General features: G+C 71.0%; 12 protein-coding genes, 1 tRNA gene and 1 pseudogene. 5 read left to right on the top strand and 9 right to left on the bottom strand.

The features are described 5' to 3' along the window. Positions 1–134: 134 nt before the first annotated feature. The 3 genes and pseudogenes from ACLJWH_RS14135 to ACLJWH_RS14125 all read left to right on the top strand — a co-directional run. Complete coding sequence (locus ACLJWH_RS14135) at positions 135–503, top strand: chorismate mutase (protein WP_411142213.1); 369 nt, start codon at positions 135–137, stop codon at positions 501–503. A gap of 321 nt (positions 504–824) precedes the next feature. Next, the gene (locus ACLJWH_RS14130; RefSeq protein WP_411142007.1) at positions 825–1,175 is read left to right on the top strand and encodes a hypothetical protein; all 351 of its coding nucleotides are present in this window, start codon (positions 825–827) and stop codon (positions 1,173–1,175) included. A gap of 473 nt (positions 1,176–1,648) precedes the next feature. Beyond that, positions 1,649–2,049: pseudogene (locus ACLJWH_RS14125) on the top strand (haloacid dehalogenase); the annotation flags it as partial. Positions 2,050–2,179: 130 nt separating this feature from the next. Here the strand turns inward: ACLJWH_RS14125 and ACLJWH_RS14120 are convergent. The 4 genes from ACLJWH_RS14120 to ACLJWH_RS14105 all read right to left on the bottom strand — a co-directional run bounded on the left by ACLJWH_RS14120 (position 2,180) and on the right by ACLJWH_RS14105 (position 8,788). Further along, a complete protein-coding gene (locus ACLJWH_RS14120; RefSeq protein WP_411142006.1) occupies positions 2,180–3,604 on the bottom strand; it encodes an OFA family MFS transporter in 1,425 nt (474 codons plus the stop codon). A 79-nt stretch (positions 3,605–3,683) separates the two neighbouring features. Then, a complete protein-coding gene (locus tag ACLJWH_RS14115; protein ID WP_411142005.1) occupies positions 3,684–5,837 on the bottom strand; it encodes an acetate--CoA ligase family protein in 2,154 nt (717 codons plus the stop codon). Further along, positions 5,837–7,093, bottom strand: coding sequence for a formyl-CoA transferase (gene frc, locus ACLJWH_RS14110; protein ID WP_411142004.1), 1,257 nt, complete (start codon positions 7,091–7,093; stop codon positions 5,837–5,839). The genes ACLJWH_RS14115 and frc overlap by 1 nt, the downstream gene beginning before the upstream one ends. Positions 7,094–7,105: 12 nt before the next feature. Next, complete coding sequence (locus ACLJWH_RS14105; protein WP_411142003.1) at positions 7,106–8,788, bottom strand: thiamine pyrophosphate-binding protein; 1,683 nt, start codon at positions 8,786–8,788, stop codon at positions 7,106–7,108. Positions 8,789–9,161: 373 nt separating this feature from the next. On the opposite strand from ACLJWH_RS14105, the gene ACLJWH_RS14100 reads away from it, so the two are divergent. Continuing rightward, positions 9,162–10,757, top strand: coding sequence for an aldehyde dehydrogenase family protein (locus tag ACLJWH_RS14100; protein WP_411142002.1), 1,596 nt, complete (start codon positions 9,162–9,164; stop codon positions 10,755–10,757). Positions 10,758–11,333: 576 nt separating this feature from the next. Continuing rightward, positions 11,334–11,421 (top strand) — tRNA-Leu (locus tag ACLJWH_RS14095). Between the two features lie 294 nt (positions 11,422–11,715). Here ACLJWH_RS14095 and ACLJWH_RS14090 read toward each other — a convergent pair. The 5 genes from ACLJWH_RS14090 to asnB are packed head-to-tail and all read right to left on the bottom strand — an operon-like array spanning position 11,716 to position 16,485. Next, on the bottom strand, positions 11,716–12,135 hold the full coding sequence (locus tag ACLJWH_RS14090; RefSeq protein WP_411142001.1) for a 3-aminobutyryl-CoA ammonia lyase: 420 nt from the start codon (positions 12,133–12,135) through the stop codon (positions 11,716–11,718). Beyond that, the gene (gene acpS, locus ACLJWH_RS14085; protein WP_411142000.1) at positions 12,128–12,526 is read right to left on the bottom strand and encodes a holo-ACP synthase; all 399 of its coding nucleotides are present in this window, start codon (positions 12,524–12,526) and stop codon (positions 12,128–12,130) included. The genes ACLJWH_RS14090 and acpS overlap by 8 nt, the downstream gene beginning before the upstream one ends. Beyond that, a complete protein-coding gene (locus ACLJWH_RS14080) occupies positions 12,520–13,698 on the bottom strand; it encodes an acyl-CoA dehydrogenase family protein (protein ID WP_411141999.1) in 1,179 nt (392 codons plus the stop codon). The genes acpS and ACLJWH_RS14080 overlap by 7 nt, the downstream gene beginning before the upstream one ends. Beyond that, positions 13,691–14,293 (bottom strand): hypothetical protein, encoded by a 603-nt coding sequence (locus ACLJWH_RS14075; protein ID WP_411141998.1) that lies wholly within the window; start codon positions 14,291–14,293, stop codon positions 13,691–13,693. The genes ACLJWH_RS14080 and ACLJWH_RS14075 overlap by 8 nt, the downstream gene beginning before the upstream one ends. Further along, positions 14,290–16,485: an asparagine synthase (glutamine-hydrolyzing) gene (gene asnB, locus ACLJWH_RS14070; protein WP_411141997.1), complete on the bottom strand. Its 2,196-nt coding sequence runs from the start codon at positions 16,483–16,485 to the stop codon at positions 14,290–14,292. Before asnB ends, ACLJWH_RS14075 begins: the two co-directional genes overlap by 4 nt. Between the last annotated feature and the right edge of the window lie 6 nt (positions 16,486–16,491).

The following is a 16,491-nucleotide window of genomic DNA, read 5'->3' as shown; positions in this document are numbered from 1 at the left end:
CCGGGTGAGGTCCGCGCCTCGCCCGGGTGTATCGGGTCCGATCCGTGAGACCGGACAGGGACCGCCGCCGGTGGCCGGGTAGGGTGCAGCCGATCGTGCAGCACCCGACCATGAAGATGAATGGCGAGACGTATATGAGCGAAGGGACAGCACCGGCGACCGGCGACGCGGCCGCCATCGCCGACGAGGCGGCCCGTGAGCGGCTGTGCTACCTGCGCGGCAGCATCGACAACCTCGACGCCGCCCTGGTCCATCTGCTCGCCGAGCGCTTCAAGTGCACCCAGCAGGTCGGTGAGCTCAAGGCCCGGCACAGCCTGCCGCCCGCCGACCCGGCCCGCGAGGCGGCGCAGATCGCGCGGCTGCGCACCCTGGCCGAGGACGCCCGGCTGGACCCGGCCTTCGCCGAGAAGTTCCTCAACTTCATCATCGATGAAGTGGTCCGCCACCACCGGGCCATCGCGGACCGGACTCTGGAGGAGCCGGGCGGACCGGCCGGCGGCTGAGTTCCCCGTGCGGCCGAGTTCCCTGTAGGAGGGGCTCCCGTGCGGTCCCGTGCGGTACGAGGGTGGGCGGCACCGCCCACCCTCGTGTCGTTCGCCCGTGGTCCGGGCCGTGGGCGTTCATCGGTGGCATCGCCGTCGCCACAGCCCTCGACGGCAGCGTGGGGTACGCCGCGCCGGTGGGCGGTGTCGGCGCGGGCCTGCGCCTTGCCTCGTCAAGGTCCGTCCTCATGGTCAGGTGCGGCGATGCGAAGAACTCGGCATCGCTCACCAAGGGTTTCGGATGCGCGGTTGAGCTGAACAGTGGTGAGAGCGGGGGTGGTTGTGTCTGCTGAGCTGTCGGTTGGTGAGATTTGGCGCACCGTCGTCGCGCTGGGCCAAGTGGTCCAGGCGACGGGTCAGGGCATCAACGGCCGTCTGAGCAAGGCGGTTTCGACCGGGGGCCTGTTCGCTCCAGTCTGCGTACATCGGCAGTGCATCAGTGACCTGAGCCAGGAGGTGGAGAAGGGACGGGATGCCTGCGGTGTCCTGGAGTGGGGGTTCGAGGCGCACCAGTTGGCGGAGGGGGACCGGCACGAGCGTGAGCGGCAGGCCCGTCGTTGCCAGATGGTCGTGCAGGTGGTGATGGGGCTTCTCGCGGCGGCGATCTCCGCGTGGGTCGTGGTCGCCAAGTAAAGGCTGATGAAACCTGATAGGGATGGTGGAGATGCAAGGGCTTCCCGATGCCCGGCCGGTGACACCGCGGGTGGACGAAACAGCTGGGGACGTTGGCGCTCTCGTCGACGGTGGGTGGATGGATCCGCCGGCAGAGCCGAGTTCGGAGCCCCCGCCGCCTCTGGACAGGTGATGGCACGCGTAGTTGGCGGGTGCCTTCCTACGGACGTCGTTCTGGAAAGGACGAGGGTAGGGTCGGTACATGGATATTCGGTTGGCCCGGCTGCGTCCACTCTGCTGGTCGGGGCGAGCGGAGGAGCGCACGCACGTATCCCCTATGTCCTGTTGGCCGGATTCCGTGAAAGTGCTCAAAAATCGCGTCGGCCCACGGTAAAACCGCAGGTCGCGCCTTGTGGTCCCCGCGCACGCGGGGATGGTCCCTCGCCGACCCCGGGCACGGCAGCATGGCTGTAGTGGTCCCCGCGCCCGCGGCTATGGTCTCCGGCGTCGGCGAGTGTTTTGTCGACGAGACGCCGGAGTACGGGACCTGGGCGGAATGGCTCGGTGCTTCCCGCCGCACGTTTGCCGCGATGTTTAGGGCGGTCATTGCGCAATGGCGGGATCACCGCGAGGTGTTCCAGGCGTTCGAGGCGTTCGAGATGTTCCAGGTGTGACCCGGCTTCGGGCTCTGCGCGTAGCGGGAGGCGCGCGCCGCGGTCGGCCCGCCCGAGTGTTTCGGCGGGGCGGACCTGCACCTGGTGTCCGCCCTGTCCTTGTCCGGCTCCGGGCCGACGGGCTGGGGGTCGGGATTGCCGGGAGTCAGATCGCCCGCGCGGGCGGGATCCGTCGCGAGATGTTCGCCGCCGATGTCGACCTCATCGGCGTGTCCCACGACTGCCGCCCCCGTGGAAGTGGTGCGCCGCTCGGGATGTCCGGGCGGTACGAGGGTGGGCGGTGCCGCAGAGGCACCGCCCACCCTCGTGTCGTTCGCCCGCCCGTGGTTCAGGTCGTGGGCGGGGCGTAGCTCAGACCGCCTCCCGGCTGATCGGTCGAGGGTTGGGAGTCAGGTCGCGGATCCGGGGCCGTCCCGGCTGGTGGAGGAGCAGGGTCAGGGCCGCGGCCGCCAGGGAGAGGAAGCCGGCGAGCAGGTAGGCGCCGCGGTATCCCCAGGCGTCCACCGCCATCGCGCCGAGACCGCCGCCGAACAGGCCGCTGACGAGCTTGCCGCTGTAGGCCAGGCCGTAGTTGGAGGCGTTGTAGTTCTCGCCGAAGTAGTCCGGGGTCAGCGTCGCGAACAGCGGGTAGAAGGCCCCGCCGCCGAATCCGGAGATGAACGCGAAGACGAGGAAGAGGACCTGGTTGCGGGTGTCACCGGCCCACAGCACCCCGAACTGCGACAGGCCCAGCACCACGATCACGAAGAACAGGGTGTTCTTGCGGCCCCACCGGTCCGAGAGCCAGCCGACGAAACCCCGTCCGATGCCGTTGATCACCGACATCACGCCCATCGACGACGCGGCCACCAGCGGCCCGAAGCCGACCTCCTTGGCGAACGGCACCTGGAAGGAGATGCCGAAGATCGACACCCCCGCGGTCAGCACCACCAGCAGCCAGATCAGCGGCAGCATGCCGGAGCGCAGGGCCTCCGTGGGGGTGTACTGGCGGACGGCCGGCGGGTTCTTGTCCAGGCCGGCCGGCCGCTTGGCGTGGCCGGTGCCGCCGAGCGGGTCCACGTCGTGCGGCCACCAGTTCTTCGGCGGGTCCCGGAAGAACCAGGCGCAGCAGCTCACGACGACCAGGATGTAGACGCCGATCAGATCCAGCACCCGGTGGTAATCGGCGGTGTTGAAGGCGTAGTTGAAGATGAAGATGAACGGCACCGCGCCGTAGGCGAAGCCGCCGTTGACGAATCCGGTCTTGCCGCCGCGCCGTTCCGGGAACCATTTGCCGACCATGTTGATGCAGGTCGCGTAGATCAGTCCGGACCCGACGCCGCCCAGTACGCCGTATCCGAGGATCGCCCCGAGGACGTGGCGCAGATGGGAGAGGGAGAGGAAGCCCACCAGGCAGAGCGCCGCCCCGATGAACATCGCCCGGCGGGCGGTCACGATGCCCTTCTCCCGTAACCAGCCGGCCGGGAACGCCACCCCGGCCTGGAAGAACACCCATACGCTCAGGATCCAGAACGTGTCGCTCTGGGACCAGCGGTGCGCGTGGGCCAGGGTGTCCTCGGCGGAGCCGTAGGCGTACTCGAAGACGCTGATCGCCAGCATCGCGAGCCACGGCAGATAGACCATCAGTTTGCGGGAGTGACCGAGGATGTCCCGGTCGGTCTCCCCGATGCGGTAGACGCGCCCTTTGGCGTCCCGTACTTCCCGGTACGCGACCGGTGGCGCGTACGGCCGTTCCCCGGTACTCGTGCTGTCCGTGCTGACATCGTCTGTGCTCACATCGTCCCCTTGGAATCGAAAGAACCCGGTCAGCGCCCCCTGTCCGACTCTCTTCGTGCTCCGGGAGAGCGGGGTCAGGTCACAGCAGCCCCGCAGCCCGCGCCCAGCGGTACTTCGCGCCGAGCGCCGCCACCGGCATTTCGGTGGTGTACGGGTAGGCGACGACCCCCCGTTCGAAGAGGTACGCGGCGGCCTCCTCGACCTCGGTGTCACCGGCCAGCGACGCCACCACCGGCTTCTCGATCCCGCGCGCCCGGAACTCCTCGACCACGCGCGCCGTCAGCTTCGCGAAGACCATCGGCGGGGTGACGATGGTGTGCCAGTAGCCCAGCACCAGCGCGTGGATACGGGGATCCGACATGCCCAGCCGGATGGTGGCCTCGTAGGTGGACGGCGGTTCGCCGCCCGTGATGTCCACCGGGTTGCCGGCCGCGCCGAACGGCGGGATGAAGCGCCGGAACGCCGCGTCCAGATCGTCCGGGATCTCCATCAGCCGGAGCCCGTTGTCGACGATCGCGTCCGAGAGCAGGACGCCGGAGCCGCCGGCCCCGGTGATGATGACGACGTTGTCGCCCCGGGGAGTGGGCAGGACGGGCAGCGCCCGCGCGTACTCCAGCATGTCGTGCAGGCCCGGCGCCCGGATGACGCCCGCCTGCCGCAGGATGTCGTCGTAGACCGCGTCGTCGCCGGCCAGCGCCCCGGTGTGCGATCCGGCCGCCCTGGCGCCGGCGCCGGTCCGCCCGGCCTTCAGCACCACGATCGGCTTCTTGCGCACCGTCGCGCGCGCCGCCTCGACGAACGCCCGTCCGTCCTTGAGGTCCTCCAAGTGCATGGCGATACAACGGGTGTGCGGGTCCTCGCCGAAGTAGGTGAGCAGATCGTCCTCGTCCACGTCCGACTTGTTGCCCAGCCCGACGATCGCCGAGACGCCGGTCCGCGTCGCCCGCGCGAAGCCCAGGATCGCCATCCCGATACCGCCGGACTGCGAGGTCAGCGCCACCCCGCCCTTGACGTCGTACGGCGTGCAGAACGTCGCGCACAGGTCCTGCCAGGGGGAGTAGTAGCCGTAGATGTTCGGTCCCAGCAGCCGTACGCCGTACTGTTCGCCGATGGCCACGATCCGGTCCTGCAACGCGTGTTCGCCGGTCTCGGCGAAGCCGGACGGGATCAGTACGGCGTTCGGAATGCCCCGGCGGCCGACCTCCTCCAGCGCCGCGGGCACCAGGGGGGCCGGGATGGCGAACACCGCCACATCGACCTCTCCCGGCACATCCCGCACCGTCCGGTACGCCTTGCGCCCGAGGATGTCATCGGCCTTGGGGTTCACCGGATGGATCTCGCCGGGGAAGCCGCCGTCGATGAGATTGCGCAGCACCGAATTGCCGATCTTTCCCGGCTCGCCGGAGGCGCCGATGACCGCCACCGACCGCGGCTGCATCAGCCGCCGCATCGCGGTGAGGATCTCCTCCCTGCCGTAGCGGCGGCGCTCCCTGACCGGCCCGTCGGCCAGCAGGATGCGGACGTCCGCCGCCATCACCCCGTCCGCCGAGGCGAACACCGGATTGAGGTCGGCCTCCGCGATCTCCGGGAAATCCGCGGCGAGTTGAGAGATCCGTACGATCAGGCCGGCGAGCGCGGCACGGTCCACGGGCGGTGCGCCGCGCACCCCGCGCAGCACCTCCGCCGCCCGGATGCCGTCCAGCATCGACTCCGCGTCGCCCGCCGAGGCCGGCGCGAGCCGGAAGGTGACGTCCTTGAGGACCTCCACCAGCACCCCGCCCAGCCCGAACGCCACGACCTTGCCGAACGTCGGATCGGTCACCGTGCCGACGATCACCTCCTGACCGGCGGGCACCATCTGCTGCACCTGGACACCGGCGATCCGCGCCGTCGGGTCGTACGTCGTCGCGTTCTGCACGATCGCGGTGAACGCGCCCCGCACCTCGGCCGCCGAACCCAGCCCGATCCGCACCCCGCCCGCATCCGTCTTGTGCAGGATGTCCGGCGACACGATCTTCAGCGCCACGGGGAAGCCCATCCGGTCGGCGAGCGCCACCGCCTCGTCGGCGCACTCCGCCAGCCCCTCGGCAGGGGTGGGGATGCCGTACGCGTCCGCGACCACCTTGCCCTCGGGCGCGGTCAGCGCCGTGCGCCCCTCGGCCCGCGCGGTGGCCAGTACCGCCCGCACCACGTCTTTCCGGTCGTCTCCCGCGGCTTCGTGCCGGTCCGCCATCAGATCACTCCATCCGCTGTGAGCTGTCGCAGTTCCTCGTCGTCGAGCCCCAGCTCGTCGCCGTACACCTCCGCGTTGTGCTCGCCCAGCAGCGGTGAACGGTCCACCTCGACGGGGGAGTCGGACAGCTTCAGCGGCGAGCCGACGGTGCGGAAGGTGCCGCGCTGCGGATGCTCGACCTCGACGACCATCTCGTTGGCGGCCAGCGAGGCGTCCTCGATGATCTCCTTCGTCGACAGGATCGGCCCGCACGGGACGTTGTGCGCGTTCAGCCGCTCCAGCACCTCCCACTTGGGCAGCGTGCTGCTCCACTCCTCGATCAGCTGGAACATCTTGGCGAGCTTGGGCAGGCGGGCCTCCGGCGTCGCCCACTCCGGGTCCTCGGCCAGCTCCGGGCGCCCGATCAGCGCGGTCAGCGGCTGCCAGCCGACCGGCTGCACGATCACATAGACGTAGTCGTTGGGCCCGCCGGGCGCACACCGGACCGCCCAGCCGGGCTGCCCGCCGCCGCTCGCGTTGCCGCTGCGCGGCACCTCGTCGCCGAAGCTGTCGTTCGGATACTCCGCCAGCGCGCCGTGCGCCAGGCGCTGCTGATCCCGCAGCTTGACCCGGCAGAGGTTCAGCACCGCGTGCTGCATGGCGACATTCACCCGCTGACCGCGGCCGGTGGTGGTGCGCTGGTAGAGGGCGGCGAGGATGCCCGCGACACAGTGCACACCCGTACCGGAGTCGCCGATCTGCGCGCCGGTCGCCAGCGGCGGCCCGTCCGCGAAGCCGGTCGTCGACATCGACCCGCCCATCGCCTGCGCCACCACCTCGTACGCCTTGAACTTGGTGTACGGGCCCTCGCCGAAGCCCTTGATGGAGGCGTAGACGAGCCGCGGGTTGATTTCCTGGATGCGCTCCCAGGTGAACCCCATCCGGTCCACCGCGCCCGGTCCGAAGTTCTCCACCAGGACGTCGCTGCGGCGGATGAGTTCGGTGAGGATCTCCTTGCCGCGCTCGGTCTTGGTGTTGAGGGTGATGCTCCGCTTGTTGCAGTTGAGCATCGTGAAGTAGAGGGAGTCGACGTCGGGGATGTCCCGCAGCTGCTTGCGGGTGATGTCGCCGCTGGTCGCCTCCAGTTTGATGACATCCGCGCCGAGCCAGGCGAGCAGCTGGGTGGCGGACGGACCGGACTGGACATGTGTCATGTCGAGCACGCGCACACCGGTCAGTGCCTTGGCGCTCTCCAGAGCCTCATGAGCCTTGCTCATCGGTGGCCCCTCTCACTTGTACATGGTCTGGTTCATGGTTCCGGGGGCGTACGCGTCCGGGTCGACCCAGACGTTGATCAGCGACGGCTTGCCCGACTGGCGGGCGCGCTCCAGCGCCGGCCGGATCTGGGCCGGGTCGCGGACCTCCTCGCCGTACCCGCCGAGCATCCGCGCGAACTGGTCGTACGGCACGTCGCCGAGGGTGTTGCCGATCCGCTCCCGGGCGTCGCCGTACTTGGCCTTCTGGCCGTAACGGATCTGGTTCATCGAGGAGTTGTTGCCGACGATGCCGACGAAGGGCAGATCGAAGCGGACGAGGGTCTCGAAGTCCCAGCCGGTCAGCGAGAACGCCCCGTCGCCGAAGAGCGCGACGACCTCCTTGTCCGGACGGGCCTGCTTGGCGGCCATCACGAACGGCACACCGACGCCGAGGGTGCCCAGCGGGCCCGGGTCCATCCAGTGCCCCGGCGACTTGGGCTGCACGACCTGCCCGGAGAAGGTGACGATGTCGCCGCCGTCCCCGATGTAGATCGAGTCCTCCGTCAGGAAGTCGTTGATCTCGCTGACCAGGCGGTACGGATGGATCGGGTCGGCGTCCGAGCGCAGCTGCGGCAGCCGCTTCTCGATCGCGGACCGCTCCGCCGCCCGCAGCTCGTCGAGCCACTCCTTGCGCTGCGCCGCGCCGCCGCTCGGCTGCCCGGACGCGGCGTCGGTGACCGCCGCCAGCACCACCCCCGCGTCGCCCACGATCCCCAGGTCGATATCGCGGTTCTTGCCGACGGTCCGGTAGTCCAGGTCGATCTGCACGACGGTCGCGGTGGGGGAGAGGCGCTTGCCGTAACCCATCCGGAAGTCGAAGGGGGTGCCGACGATCACGATCAGATCGGCGTTCGCGAAGGCGTAGCGACGGGAGAGCTGGAAGTGGTGCGGATCGCCGGGCGGCAGGGTGCCGCGGCCGGCGCCGTTCATGTAGGCGGGGATGTTCAGGGTGCGGACGAGCTCGGTGGCCGCGTCCGTCGCCCGGGTCGTCCACACCTGGCTGCCGAGCAGGATGGCCGGCCGCTCGGCCTGTACGAGCAGGTCGGCGAGGCGCTGGACGGCTTCCGGGTCGCCGGCCGAGCGGGTCGAGGCGCGGTAGTGGCCGGCCTGCGGAACGCGGGCGGTGTCCCGGGGCACCTTGGCGTCCAGGACATCGCGGGGGATCTCCAGGAAGGACGGGCCGGGCGCGCCGTTGAAGCACTCGCGGAAGGCCATCGAGACCATGTCGGCGGCGCGTGCGGTGTCCGGGACGGTGGCGGCGAACTTGGTGATCGGCGTCATCATGTCGACGTGCGGCAGGTCCTGGAGCGAGCCCATCTTGTGCTGGCTGTGCGCGCCCTGCCCGCCGATCAGCAGCATCGGTGACTCGGCGCGGAAGGCGTTGGCGACGCCGGTGACCGCGTCCGTCGTGCCGGGGCCCGCGGTGACGACGGCGCAGCCGGGCTTGCCGGTGATCCGGGCGTAGCCGTCGGCGGCGTGCGCGGCGACCTGCTCGTGGCGGACGTCGATGACGTCGATGCCCTCGTCCACGCAGCCGTCGTAGATGTCGATGATGTGGCCGCCGCAGAGGGTGTAGATGACGTCCACACCCTCCGCCTTGAGGGCCTTGGCGACGAGGTGCCCGCCGGAGATGAGGTCCTGGGCGTTCTCGGGCATGGGGTATCGCTTCCCTTCGAGGGGTCGCCACCGGAGTGGATTGCATACAGTCTACGAATACTGTATGAACCCGTTATCCCTCATCGGGCCGCCGATGTCCAGGGGGGTGGAAGACGATCAGGCCAATGGGGGATGCCGGGGAGGGGAAGCGGAGGTGGACGCGCGGATGCGGACCTGATCGCGCCCCGGCCGTCGCCCCGCCACATCCCGGTGGTCCCGCCCACCGCGCCGAGTGACACTCGCCATACCGGGCGCCGGATCGCCCCACAGCGCCGCCGCACACCGCTACCGTCCCGTAACGCGGACCCTCCGGGGGCCGCCCGAGCGCCACCACCCTGCCCCTCCGGCCGTGCACCGAGAGCGGAGACGAACGATGGCACCCACCCGTGAACCCCACCCCGGCCCGCGGTCACCACAGCCCGCGCCGCCGGCCCCGCCCCGCACCCTCAAACCCGGTACAACCTGGTCCGACGCCTGGCGACGCAGCCTCACCGCGGCCCCCGAGGCGTTCCGCGACGACCGGGTGCTCAACCTCTGGGCCGCCGACTGGCACCCCGACGGCACCCCGCTGCCCGCCACCAGCCCCCTCGACGGCACCTCCGTCGCCGGGCCGCCCCGCCTCGACACGGACGCCGCACGGCACGCCGTACGCGCCGCCCTCGACCAGCACCGCGCCTGGCGCCACGTCCCGCTCCCCGAACGCAAGGCCCGGGTCTCCGCCACCCTCGACGCCCTCACCGAGCACCGCGAACTGCTCGCGCTGCTCCTGGTCTGGGAGATCGGCAAACCCTGGAAACTCGCCCAGGCCGACGTCGACCGCGCCATCGACGGCGTCCGCTGGTACGTGGCCGAAATCGCCCGCATGCTCGCCGACCGCACCCCGCTCCCGGGCCCGGTCAGCAACATCGCCAGCTGGAACTACCCGATGTCGGTCCTCGTCCACGCGATGCTCGTCCAGGCACTGGCCGGCAACGCGGTGATCGCCAAGACCCCCACCGACGGCGGTCTGGCCTGCCTGACCCTGGCCTGCGCCCTGGCGGCCCGCGAGGGCGTCCCGGTCACCCTGGTCAGCGGCGGCGGACGGGAACTCTCCCCGGCCCTGGTCCGCTCACCCGAAATCGGCTGTGTCTCCTTCGTCGGCGGCCGGGACACCGGCGCCCGCGTCGCCATCGACGTCGCCGACCTCGGCAAACGCCACATCCTCGAACAAGAGGGCCTCAACACCTGGGGCATCTGGAACCACACCGACTGGCCGTCCCTGACCCCGCTCCTGCGCAAGACCTTCGACTACGCCAAACAGCGCTGCACCGCCTACCCCCGTTTCGTCGTCCAGCGCGCCGCCTTCGCCGACTTCCTGGCCGCCTATCTCCCGGCCGTACGCGGCGTCCGCTTCGGCCACCCGCTGGCGGTCGCCGCCCCCGACGACCCGCTCCCCGAACTCGACTTCGGACCGCTGATCAACGCGGCCAAGGCCAAGGAACTCGCCGACCTCACCACCGAGGCCATCTCCCGGGGCGCCGTCCCGCTCCACCGCGGCACCCTCGACGACGGCCACTTCCTCCCCTCCCAGGACACCTCCGCCTACTTCCCCCCGACCGCCCTGCTGTCCCCGCCCCCCTCGTCACCTCTCCACTACGCCGAACCCTTCGGCCCCGTCGACACCATCGTGCCGGTCGACACCGAAGCCGAGCTCCTCGCCGCCATGAACGCCAGCAACGGCGCCCTGGTCGCCACCCTCTCCTGCGACGACCAGGACACCTACGAGCGCCTGGCCTCCCAGATCCGCGCCTTCAAGATCGGCCACGGCACCCCCCGCTCCCGAGGCGACCGCGACGAACTCTTCGGCGGCTTCGGCAACTCCTGGCGCGGCGCCTTCGTCGGCGGCGACCTCCTGGTCCACGCGGTGACCGAGGGCCCGCCGGGCGAGCGGCTGCCGGGCAATTTCCCGGACTACCACCTGATGCCGTAGCGATGCTCTGGCCGGTCCCCGCCGCCGCGTAACCGGGCCCGCACCGGCCGGGCGGCTGCCCTACGGGTCTGGTGCGTCTCCGGCCCTGGCCGTGCCATCGGCCCGCTCCTCTTCCTGCCCCCTGCCCCCCGTCCCGGCCCGGGACCGTCATCCGCATCCGCATGGGGCGATCTCCTGGAGGCGGAGGCGGAGGGGCGGCGGACCGGCTGACCGGCCGCCGTCGGCGCCGTACGCTCCACCGTCTGCGACAGGGGGCGTACGGTGCCGCACCACTGGCTCACGCCGTCGGCTCCCACCGCCGCTCCGGCGCGCACCGCGACAGATCGCCGGCCCGACGGCGGGTGGCCGGACCGGGAGGGCGGGGAGCGCACCCGCCACCAGGACGACCCGTATCCGTCGCGGCCGCCATCGGCGAGCACACCCGCGGCCCGAGCGGTCCCCGCCGGTGGGCGATCTTGCCGACATCGCCGGTGGGCGGGGTGATGCGCCGGACGGATACGCAGGTGAAAGGCACTCCGAAACCTTGGTATCGTTATCCATGTCGCCGCGGGGAACACCCCGCGAAGGACACACCTGGTCCGGGTGGCGGAATGGCAGACGCGCTAGCTTGAGGTGCTAGTGCCCTTTATCGGGCGTGGGGGTTCAAGTCCCCCCTCGGACACCAGCAGAAACCCCAGTCAACCTGGGGTTTCTTGCATTTCTGGGCGATGGCGTGAACGACCCGCGACCAACGGCCCGCCTCCCTCCAGCTCGCTCCCGCCCTTCTGGGCAGGCAGGCCGCATCTCCGGTTCGACGGCGCGGGCCGGGCAGCCGGAGGGGGTAGGAGCGAGGCCGGTCCTGTCCGGCCTCGGTGGGCTTCGGCGGTTCGGGGCGTGGGCGTTCGAGGTCAGGGGCGACCGGGTGCGGGGCGCTGCCGGGGTCGTCGGGGCCCGGCAGCGCGGTGTATCGCCGGGGCGGTCAGCGCAGGGCGTCCGCCAGTTCTGTGGCGCGGGCGCTGGATACCGGGACCACCGTGGTGCCGATGGCGCGGCAGACAAGTGTGGGTTCGGACAGGATCTGGGCCGCGCTGGGGCCCAGGTCGTAGCGGGCGGAGATCACCTTGTGGGCCTCGAACTCGACGACCCGGCGCAGGCGGCTGCGCCGTACCAGCCGGGCCACCGCCTCGATGTAGTCACCGGCGTGGACCGGCCCGGTGAACTCGATGCTGCGGTACTCCGACAGGAGCCCCTCGTCGCCGTCGGTCCGGATGGCGATCTCTGTGACGAGGTCGCCGAACAGGGACAGAATGCGCGCGCCGTCGACGAGGTTCCCGCCGTAGTGGGCATCGCTGTGGCCCATCCGGACCCGCAACGTCGCGATGGTGCAGGTGTCAGACATTGCCGTCTCCTTTCTCGTGCCGCTGCTCGGCGATCGCCACCGCGATGACGAGGTCTTCCTTGTGCGCGATCGACACCTGGACGGCGGCGATGCCCAGGTCCGCGGCCCGGTGGGCGGCCGCCCCGGACAGCCGCACCACGGGGGCGCCGCTCTCCTCGCGCAGGATGGCCACCTGGCGGGGGGTGACGCCTGCCCCGACGCCGCTGCGGATCGCCTTGAGCGCGGCTTCCTTGCCCGCGAACCGGCCGGCCAGGAATTCCCTTGCCCGCCCGGCTCCGTACCGGTCGGCCACCGCCAGTTCCTCGGCGGCGTAGGTGTACCGGCGGAACCAGGCGCGGGTCAGCAGCCGGTCCAGTTCGCCGGTACGGAGCACATCCACCCCGATCAGCATGGTCCGCCTCCACCGTCGTCCGGGAGGAACGAGCCTTTGAGCACCCCTTGGAAGACCCCCAGCCGGTGGATCTGCCCGGTGCCCTCCTTGAACTCGAAGGCCCGCGCGTCCCGGTACAGCTTGTTCAGCCAGGGGTCTTCGAGCAGTGACGCCTGGCCCATCAGGTCGGCGGCCAACAGGGTGCTCTCCTCGGCGAGTTCGGCCGCTCGCAGCTTCACCGCCGCGATGTGGTCGGGGCGCAGCCGGCCCGCGTCGATCTCGGCCGCGACGCGGAAGGTCTGCGCACGGGCGGCGGCGACCCGGTCGGACAGCTCCGCCAGCCGCAGCCGCGGAACGCCGGCCAGTGCGGGCCGCTGCTCCTGGACATGGTCGAGCGCCGAGCGTGCCAGGCCCAGCGCCATCCCGGCGAGCACCGGGCGGAACCGCAGCAGGGTCCGGATCCCGCCGACGAGGCCGCGCCGGGTCGGCTTGCGCTCCAGGCCCAGCACCCGCTCCCGGGGTATCCGTACGCGATCGAACGTCATCGCCGTGATCCGCGCTCCACGCAGTCCCACGGTGGGCAGGACCTCGGCGTGAAAGCCGGGGTCGGCGGTGTCCACGAGCACCACCTCGATGCCCAGCGGCCCGGGGCCGCGGCGGCAGAAGGCGACCCCCAGCTGGGCATGTGCCCCGTTCCCGACGTAGCGCTTGGCGCCGTCGAGGACGAAGCCGTCGCCGTCCGGGGTGAGGGTCGCCGTCAACTCGACGGCGGCCGACCCCTTCTCCGGCTCGGTCAGCGCGAAGAACGTCCAGGTGGGGGCCTGGCCGAGCCGGGTGAAGTACCAGTCCCGCTGGGCGTCGTTGCCCAGGGCGTCCACTGTCACCCCGGACATCGAGGGACCCGGAGAGGCCAGCACGGCTCCGGCATCGCCGTAGGAGAGCGCCTCCCAGGTGACGGTGTGCTCCAGACAGGAACGCATGTCATAGGTGTGCCGGCCGATGCGCAGGGGGCGGTCCATGTACGAGTCGGGGACGGTGCACGCACGCAGGACGTGGACCGCCGGGAGCTCCAGCCACTTGGCGATCCGGTCGGGGGCGTGGTCGATCTCCGGGCCGATCTCGCGCAGCTGGACGGCGGCCTCCGCACAGTACGCGCGCAGCGCGGCGACCCGGTCCCGGCCGAGTTCATCCATGGTCCACCCTCCCCGGGCGCAGGTACACATTGCCGAGCAGCTCGGCCAGATAGATGACGGAGCCCGGCCCCGCCGCCAGGAAGCCGGCCGCGCCGGACAGTTTGAGCGTGGCGCGCCCCGCCCTGACGAGCGTCGTACGCGCCTGCCACAGCCGCCGCTCGCCCGCGTCCGCCGCGGCGCCGGGCAGACCCGGCGGGCCGGACTCGTCGGGCAGGCCGAGCAGGCCGGCACAGTCGTTCAAGGCCAGCGCCGCATCGGCGAGCGCGCCCTGCACCAGCTGACGGCTGAGCAGGTCCGTGCCCTCGGAGGTACGGGACCCCAGCCGCACCACCGTGGCGTCGAAGGCGGTGCGCAGGGTGCGCCAGTGCAGCCGGACGAGGGCCGAGGAGAAGGCCGCCAGCGCTTCGGGGCGCGGACCGCCGGTGCCGCGGGACGCCCGGAGCAGCCCCGCGCTGCCGGGCACCGGGTCGCCGGAGACTCGCCGCGCGGAGGCCACGGTCCAGCCGGTGCGCGCACACACGGCCCCGCCCGGGGACGCCTGCTCGTGGCAGGCGTCCAGGGCGGCCACGAAGTCCGTGACCTGGTCCGTGGTCACTGGGCGTCCCGTTCCCGGCAGCGGAGCACGGCGAGGTGACAGGTGCCGGTCCGGGGGTCGGTGTCGCACAGGACGACGGTGGCGAAGTCCCGCTGCCAGGACGCCCCGTGCTCGGCGAGCGCGCGCCACACGCTCGTGCAGTACGAACCGGGGCCGACCCGGTGGACCGGCAGGTTCGGGGCGAGCCCGCGCGGTTCCGTCCACGGGCCGAGGACGAGCAGCGTGCCCGTGGGGTCGTCCGCGGCCAGCTCGGTGAGCCGGCAGAGGCCCGCCGCGGCGGTGCCGGCGGTCTCGATCCTGTCGAGCCACGGTCCGCCCTCGCCGCCGAGGACGAGGAGGACCCCGGAGTCCACCAGCGGGTTGTCGTCCACCAGCGGAAAGGCCGTGGGCAGCGTGGTCTGTTCCAGGACGGCGATCAGCGCTTCGGAACAGCGGCCGCGGCGATGGAAGCCGGCGGCGATCCGCAGCGCCGTGAAGGGCGCTGCCAGACCCTGTTCGGAGATGCTGAAGCTCTTCGCCTCGCCACCGAACAGCATGTTGAGGTGGGATGCCACCGCGGTGAACGGGTGGACGTCCGGGAGCGCGTGCGCCACCACGATCAGCTCCGGCTTGCGGTCGCCGACCGGGTCGGCGGCCAGCAGCCCGTCCACCAGGTCGAGATGGAAGGTGTGGGGCCCCGAGCGCAGCAGTCCCTCGTCCACGGTGGAGCCGAGGACTTCGAGGCCGGTCGCCATGCTCATCCGGTCCTTGCGGTCCAGCAACTGGGGGAGAAAGCGGGTGATGTTGAGGTGGCAGGCGATGCGCATACGACGCTCCGCACCGCTCTCCCCGGGCAGCTGCGCCACCTCGGCCACCGCGGTCCGGTACTGGTCGGCGATGTACGTGGTGAGGTCGAGGGCCTCGGTGAGGCGGGGCGACAGGAAGTGCGTGGACTGCTCGCTCACCGATGCGGAGGTGAGCGCGTGCCAGGGGAACGTGTCGGCCTGCCGGGCCTTGGGGTCGTGAAACCACAGATAGCCGCCGAAGACCTCGTCCGCGGACTCGCCCGACAGCGCGACGGTGGAGTTCGCGCGCACCGCCTGGAACAGCAGGTACAGGGAGGGGTCGTGGTCGCCGATACCGTACGGCAGGTCCCAGGCGCGGAAGACGGCCTCCCGTACCGCGGGGTTCACCAGCTGTGCGTTGTCCAGCAGAACGGCCCGGTGATCGGTGCCGACATGCCGTACCAGGTCCGCGGCGAACGGCGCGTCCGGCGCCTCGCGGAACGGCTCGGGCTCGAAGTGGTCGGCGTGCCCCTCGAAGTCGACGGAGAAGGTGCGGACCCGGCCGCCGCCGTCGGCGCTCAGCGTGCGCTGGGCCAGCGCGGTCAGCGCGCTGGAGTCCAGGCCACCGGAGAGCAGGGTGCACAGCGGTACGTCCGAGATCATCTGACGGGAGACGGTGTCGTCGAGGATCTCGCGGACGGTCGAGATCGTCGTCGCCAAGTCGTCCGTATGCGGGCGGACTTCCAGTGACCAGTACCGCTCCTCGGTGAGCCGGCCCCGGCGGACCCGCACGAGATGGCCGGGACGCACCTCGTGCAGCCCCGTCATCGGGGTTCGGCCGGGCACCCGCATGAAGGACAGCGCCCCGCGCAGTCCCTCCAGGGAAGTCGACGCCGTGCACTGCGGGTTGGCCAGAACCGCCTTGGGCTCGGAACCGAAGAGCACGCCGTCGCCGAGCGGATAGTAGAACAGCGGCTTGATGCCGAGCCGGTCCCGCACCAGCAGCAGTTCCTCGGTGCGACTGTCCCAGAGTGTGAACGCGTACATTCCGTTGAAGCGCTCGACGAATTTCGCACCCCACTCCAGATAGGCGCGCAGTACGACCTCCGTATCGCTACGGGTGCGGAAGTGGTGACCGGCCAGCACCAACTCCTCACGGATTTCCGCGAAGTTGTAGACCTCTCCGCTGTAGCTGAGCGCCACATGCGGAACTCCGTCGCCGTCGGTCTCCGGTGAAAGCATCGGCTGGCGGCCGCCGGCGATGTCGATGACGGCCAGCCGCCGGTGGCCGAGCGCCACATGCGCATGCGTCCACAGACCTTCGTCGTCCGGGCCGCGGCAGGCCATGGTGGCCGTCATTCGCTGTGCAGTCGCACGCTCCCGGGATATGTCGCGTGTGAAATCAACCCATCCGGCGATACCGCACATGTCAGT

Source organism: Streptomyces sp. x-80 (assembly GCF_046549095.1).
GTDB classification, from domain to species: Bacteria; Actinomycetota; Actinomycetes; order Streptomycetales; family Streptomycetaceae; genus Streptomyces; species Streptomyces celluloflavus.
The sequence above is the reverse complement of the archived record's forward strand: the minus strand, read 5'-3'. Positions and strand labels throughout refer to the sequence as shown.

Coding starts and splice junctions, on each gene's coding strand:
- ACLJWH_RS14135 (WP_411142213.1), top strand. CDS start 135: ATGAGCGAAGGGACAGCACCGGCGACCGGCGACGCGGCCGCCATCGCC.
- ACLJWH_RS14115 (WP_411142005.1), bottom strand. CDS start 5,837: ATGGCGGACCGGCACGAAGCCGCGGGAGACGACCGGAAAGACGTGGTG.
- frc (WP_411142004.1), bottom strand. CDS start 7,093: ATGAGCAAGGCTCATGAGGCTCTGGAGAGCGCCAAGGCACTGACCGGT.
- ACLJWH_RS14105 (WP_411142003.1), bottom strand. CDS start 8,788: ATGCCCGAGAACGCCCAGGACCTCATCTCCGGCGGGCACCTCGTCGCC.
- ACLJWH_RS14100 (WP_411142002.1), top strand. CDS start 9,162: ATGGCACCCACCCGTGAACCCCACCCCGGCCCGCGGTCACCACAGCCC.
- ACLJWH_RS14090 (WP_411142001.1), bottom strand. CDS start 12,135: ATGTCTGACACCTGCACCATCGCGACGTTGCGGGTCCGGATGGGCCAC.
- acpS (WP_411142000.1), bottom strand. CDS start 12,526: ATGCTGATCGGGGTGGATGTGCTCCGTACCGGCGAACTGGACCGGCTG.
- ACLJWH_RS14080 (WP_411141999.1), bottom strand. CDS start 13,698: ATGGATGAACTCGGCCGGGACCGGGTCGCCGCGCTGCGCGCGTACTGT.
- asnB (WP_411141997.1), bottom strand. CDS start 16,485: ATGTGCGGTATCGCCGGATGGGTTGATTTCACACGCGACATATCCCGG.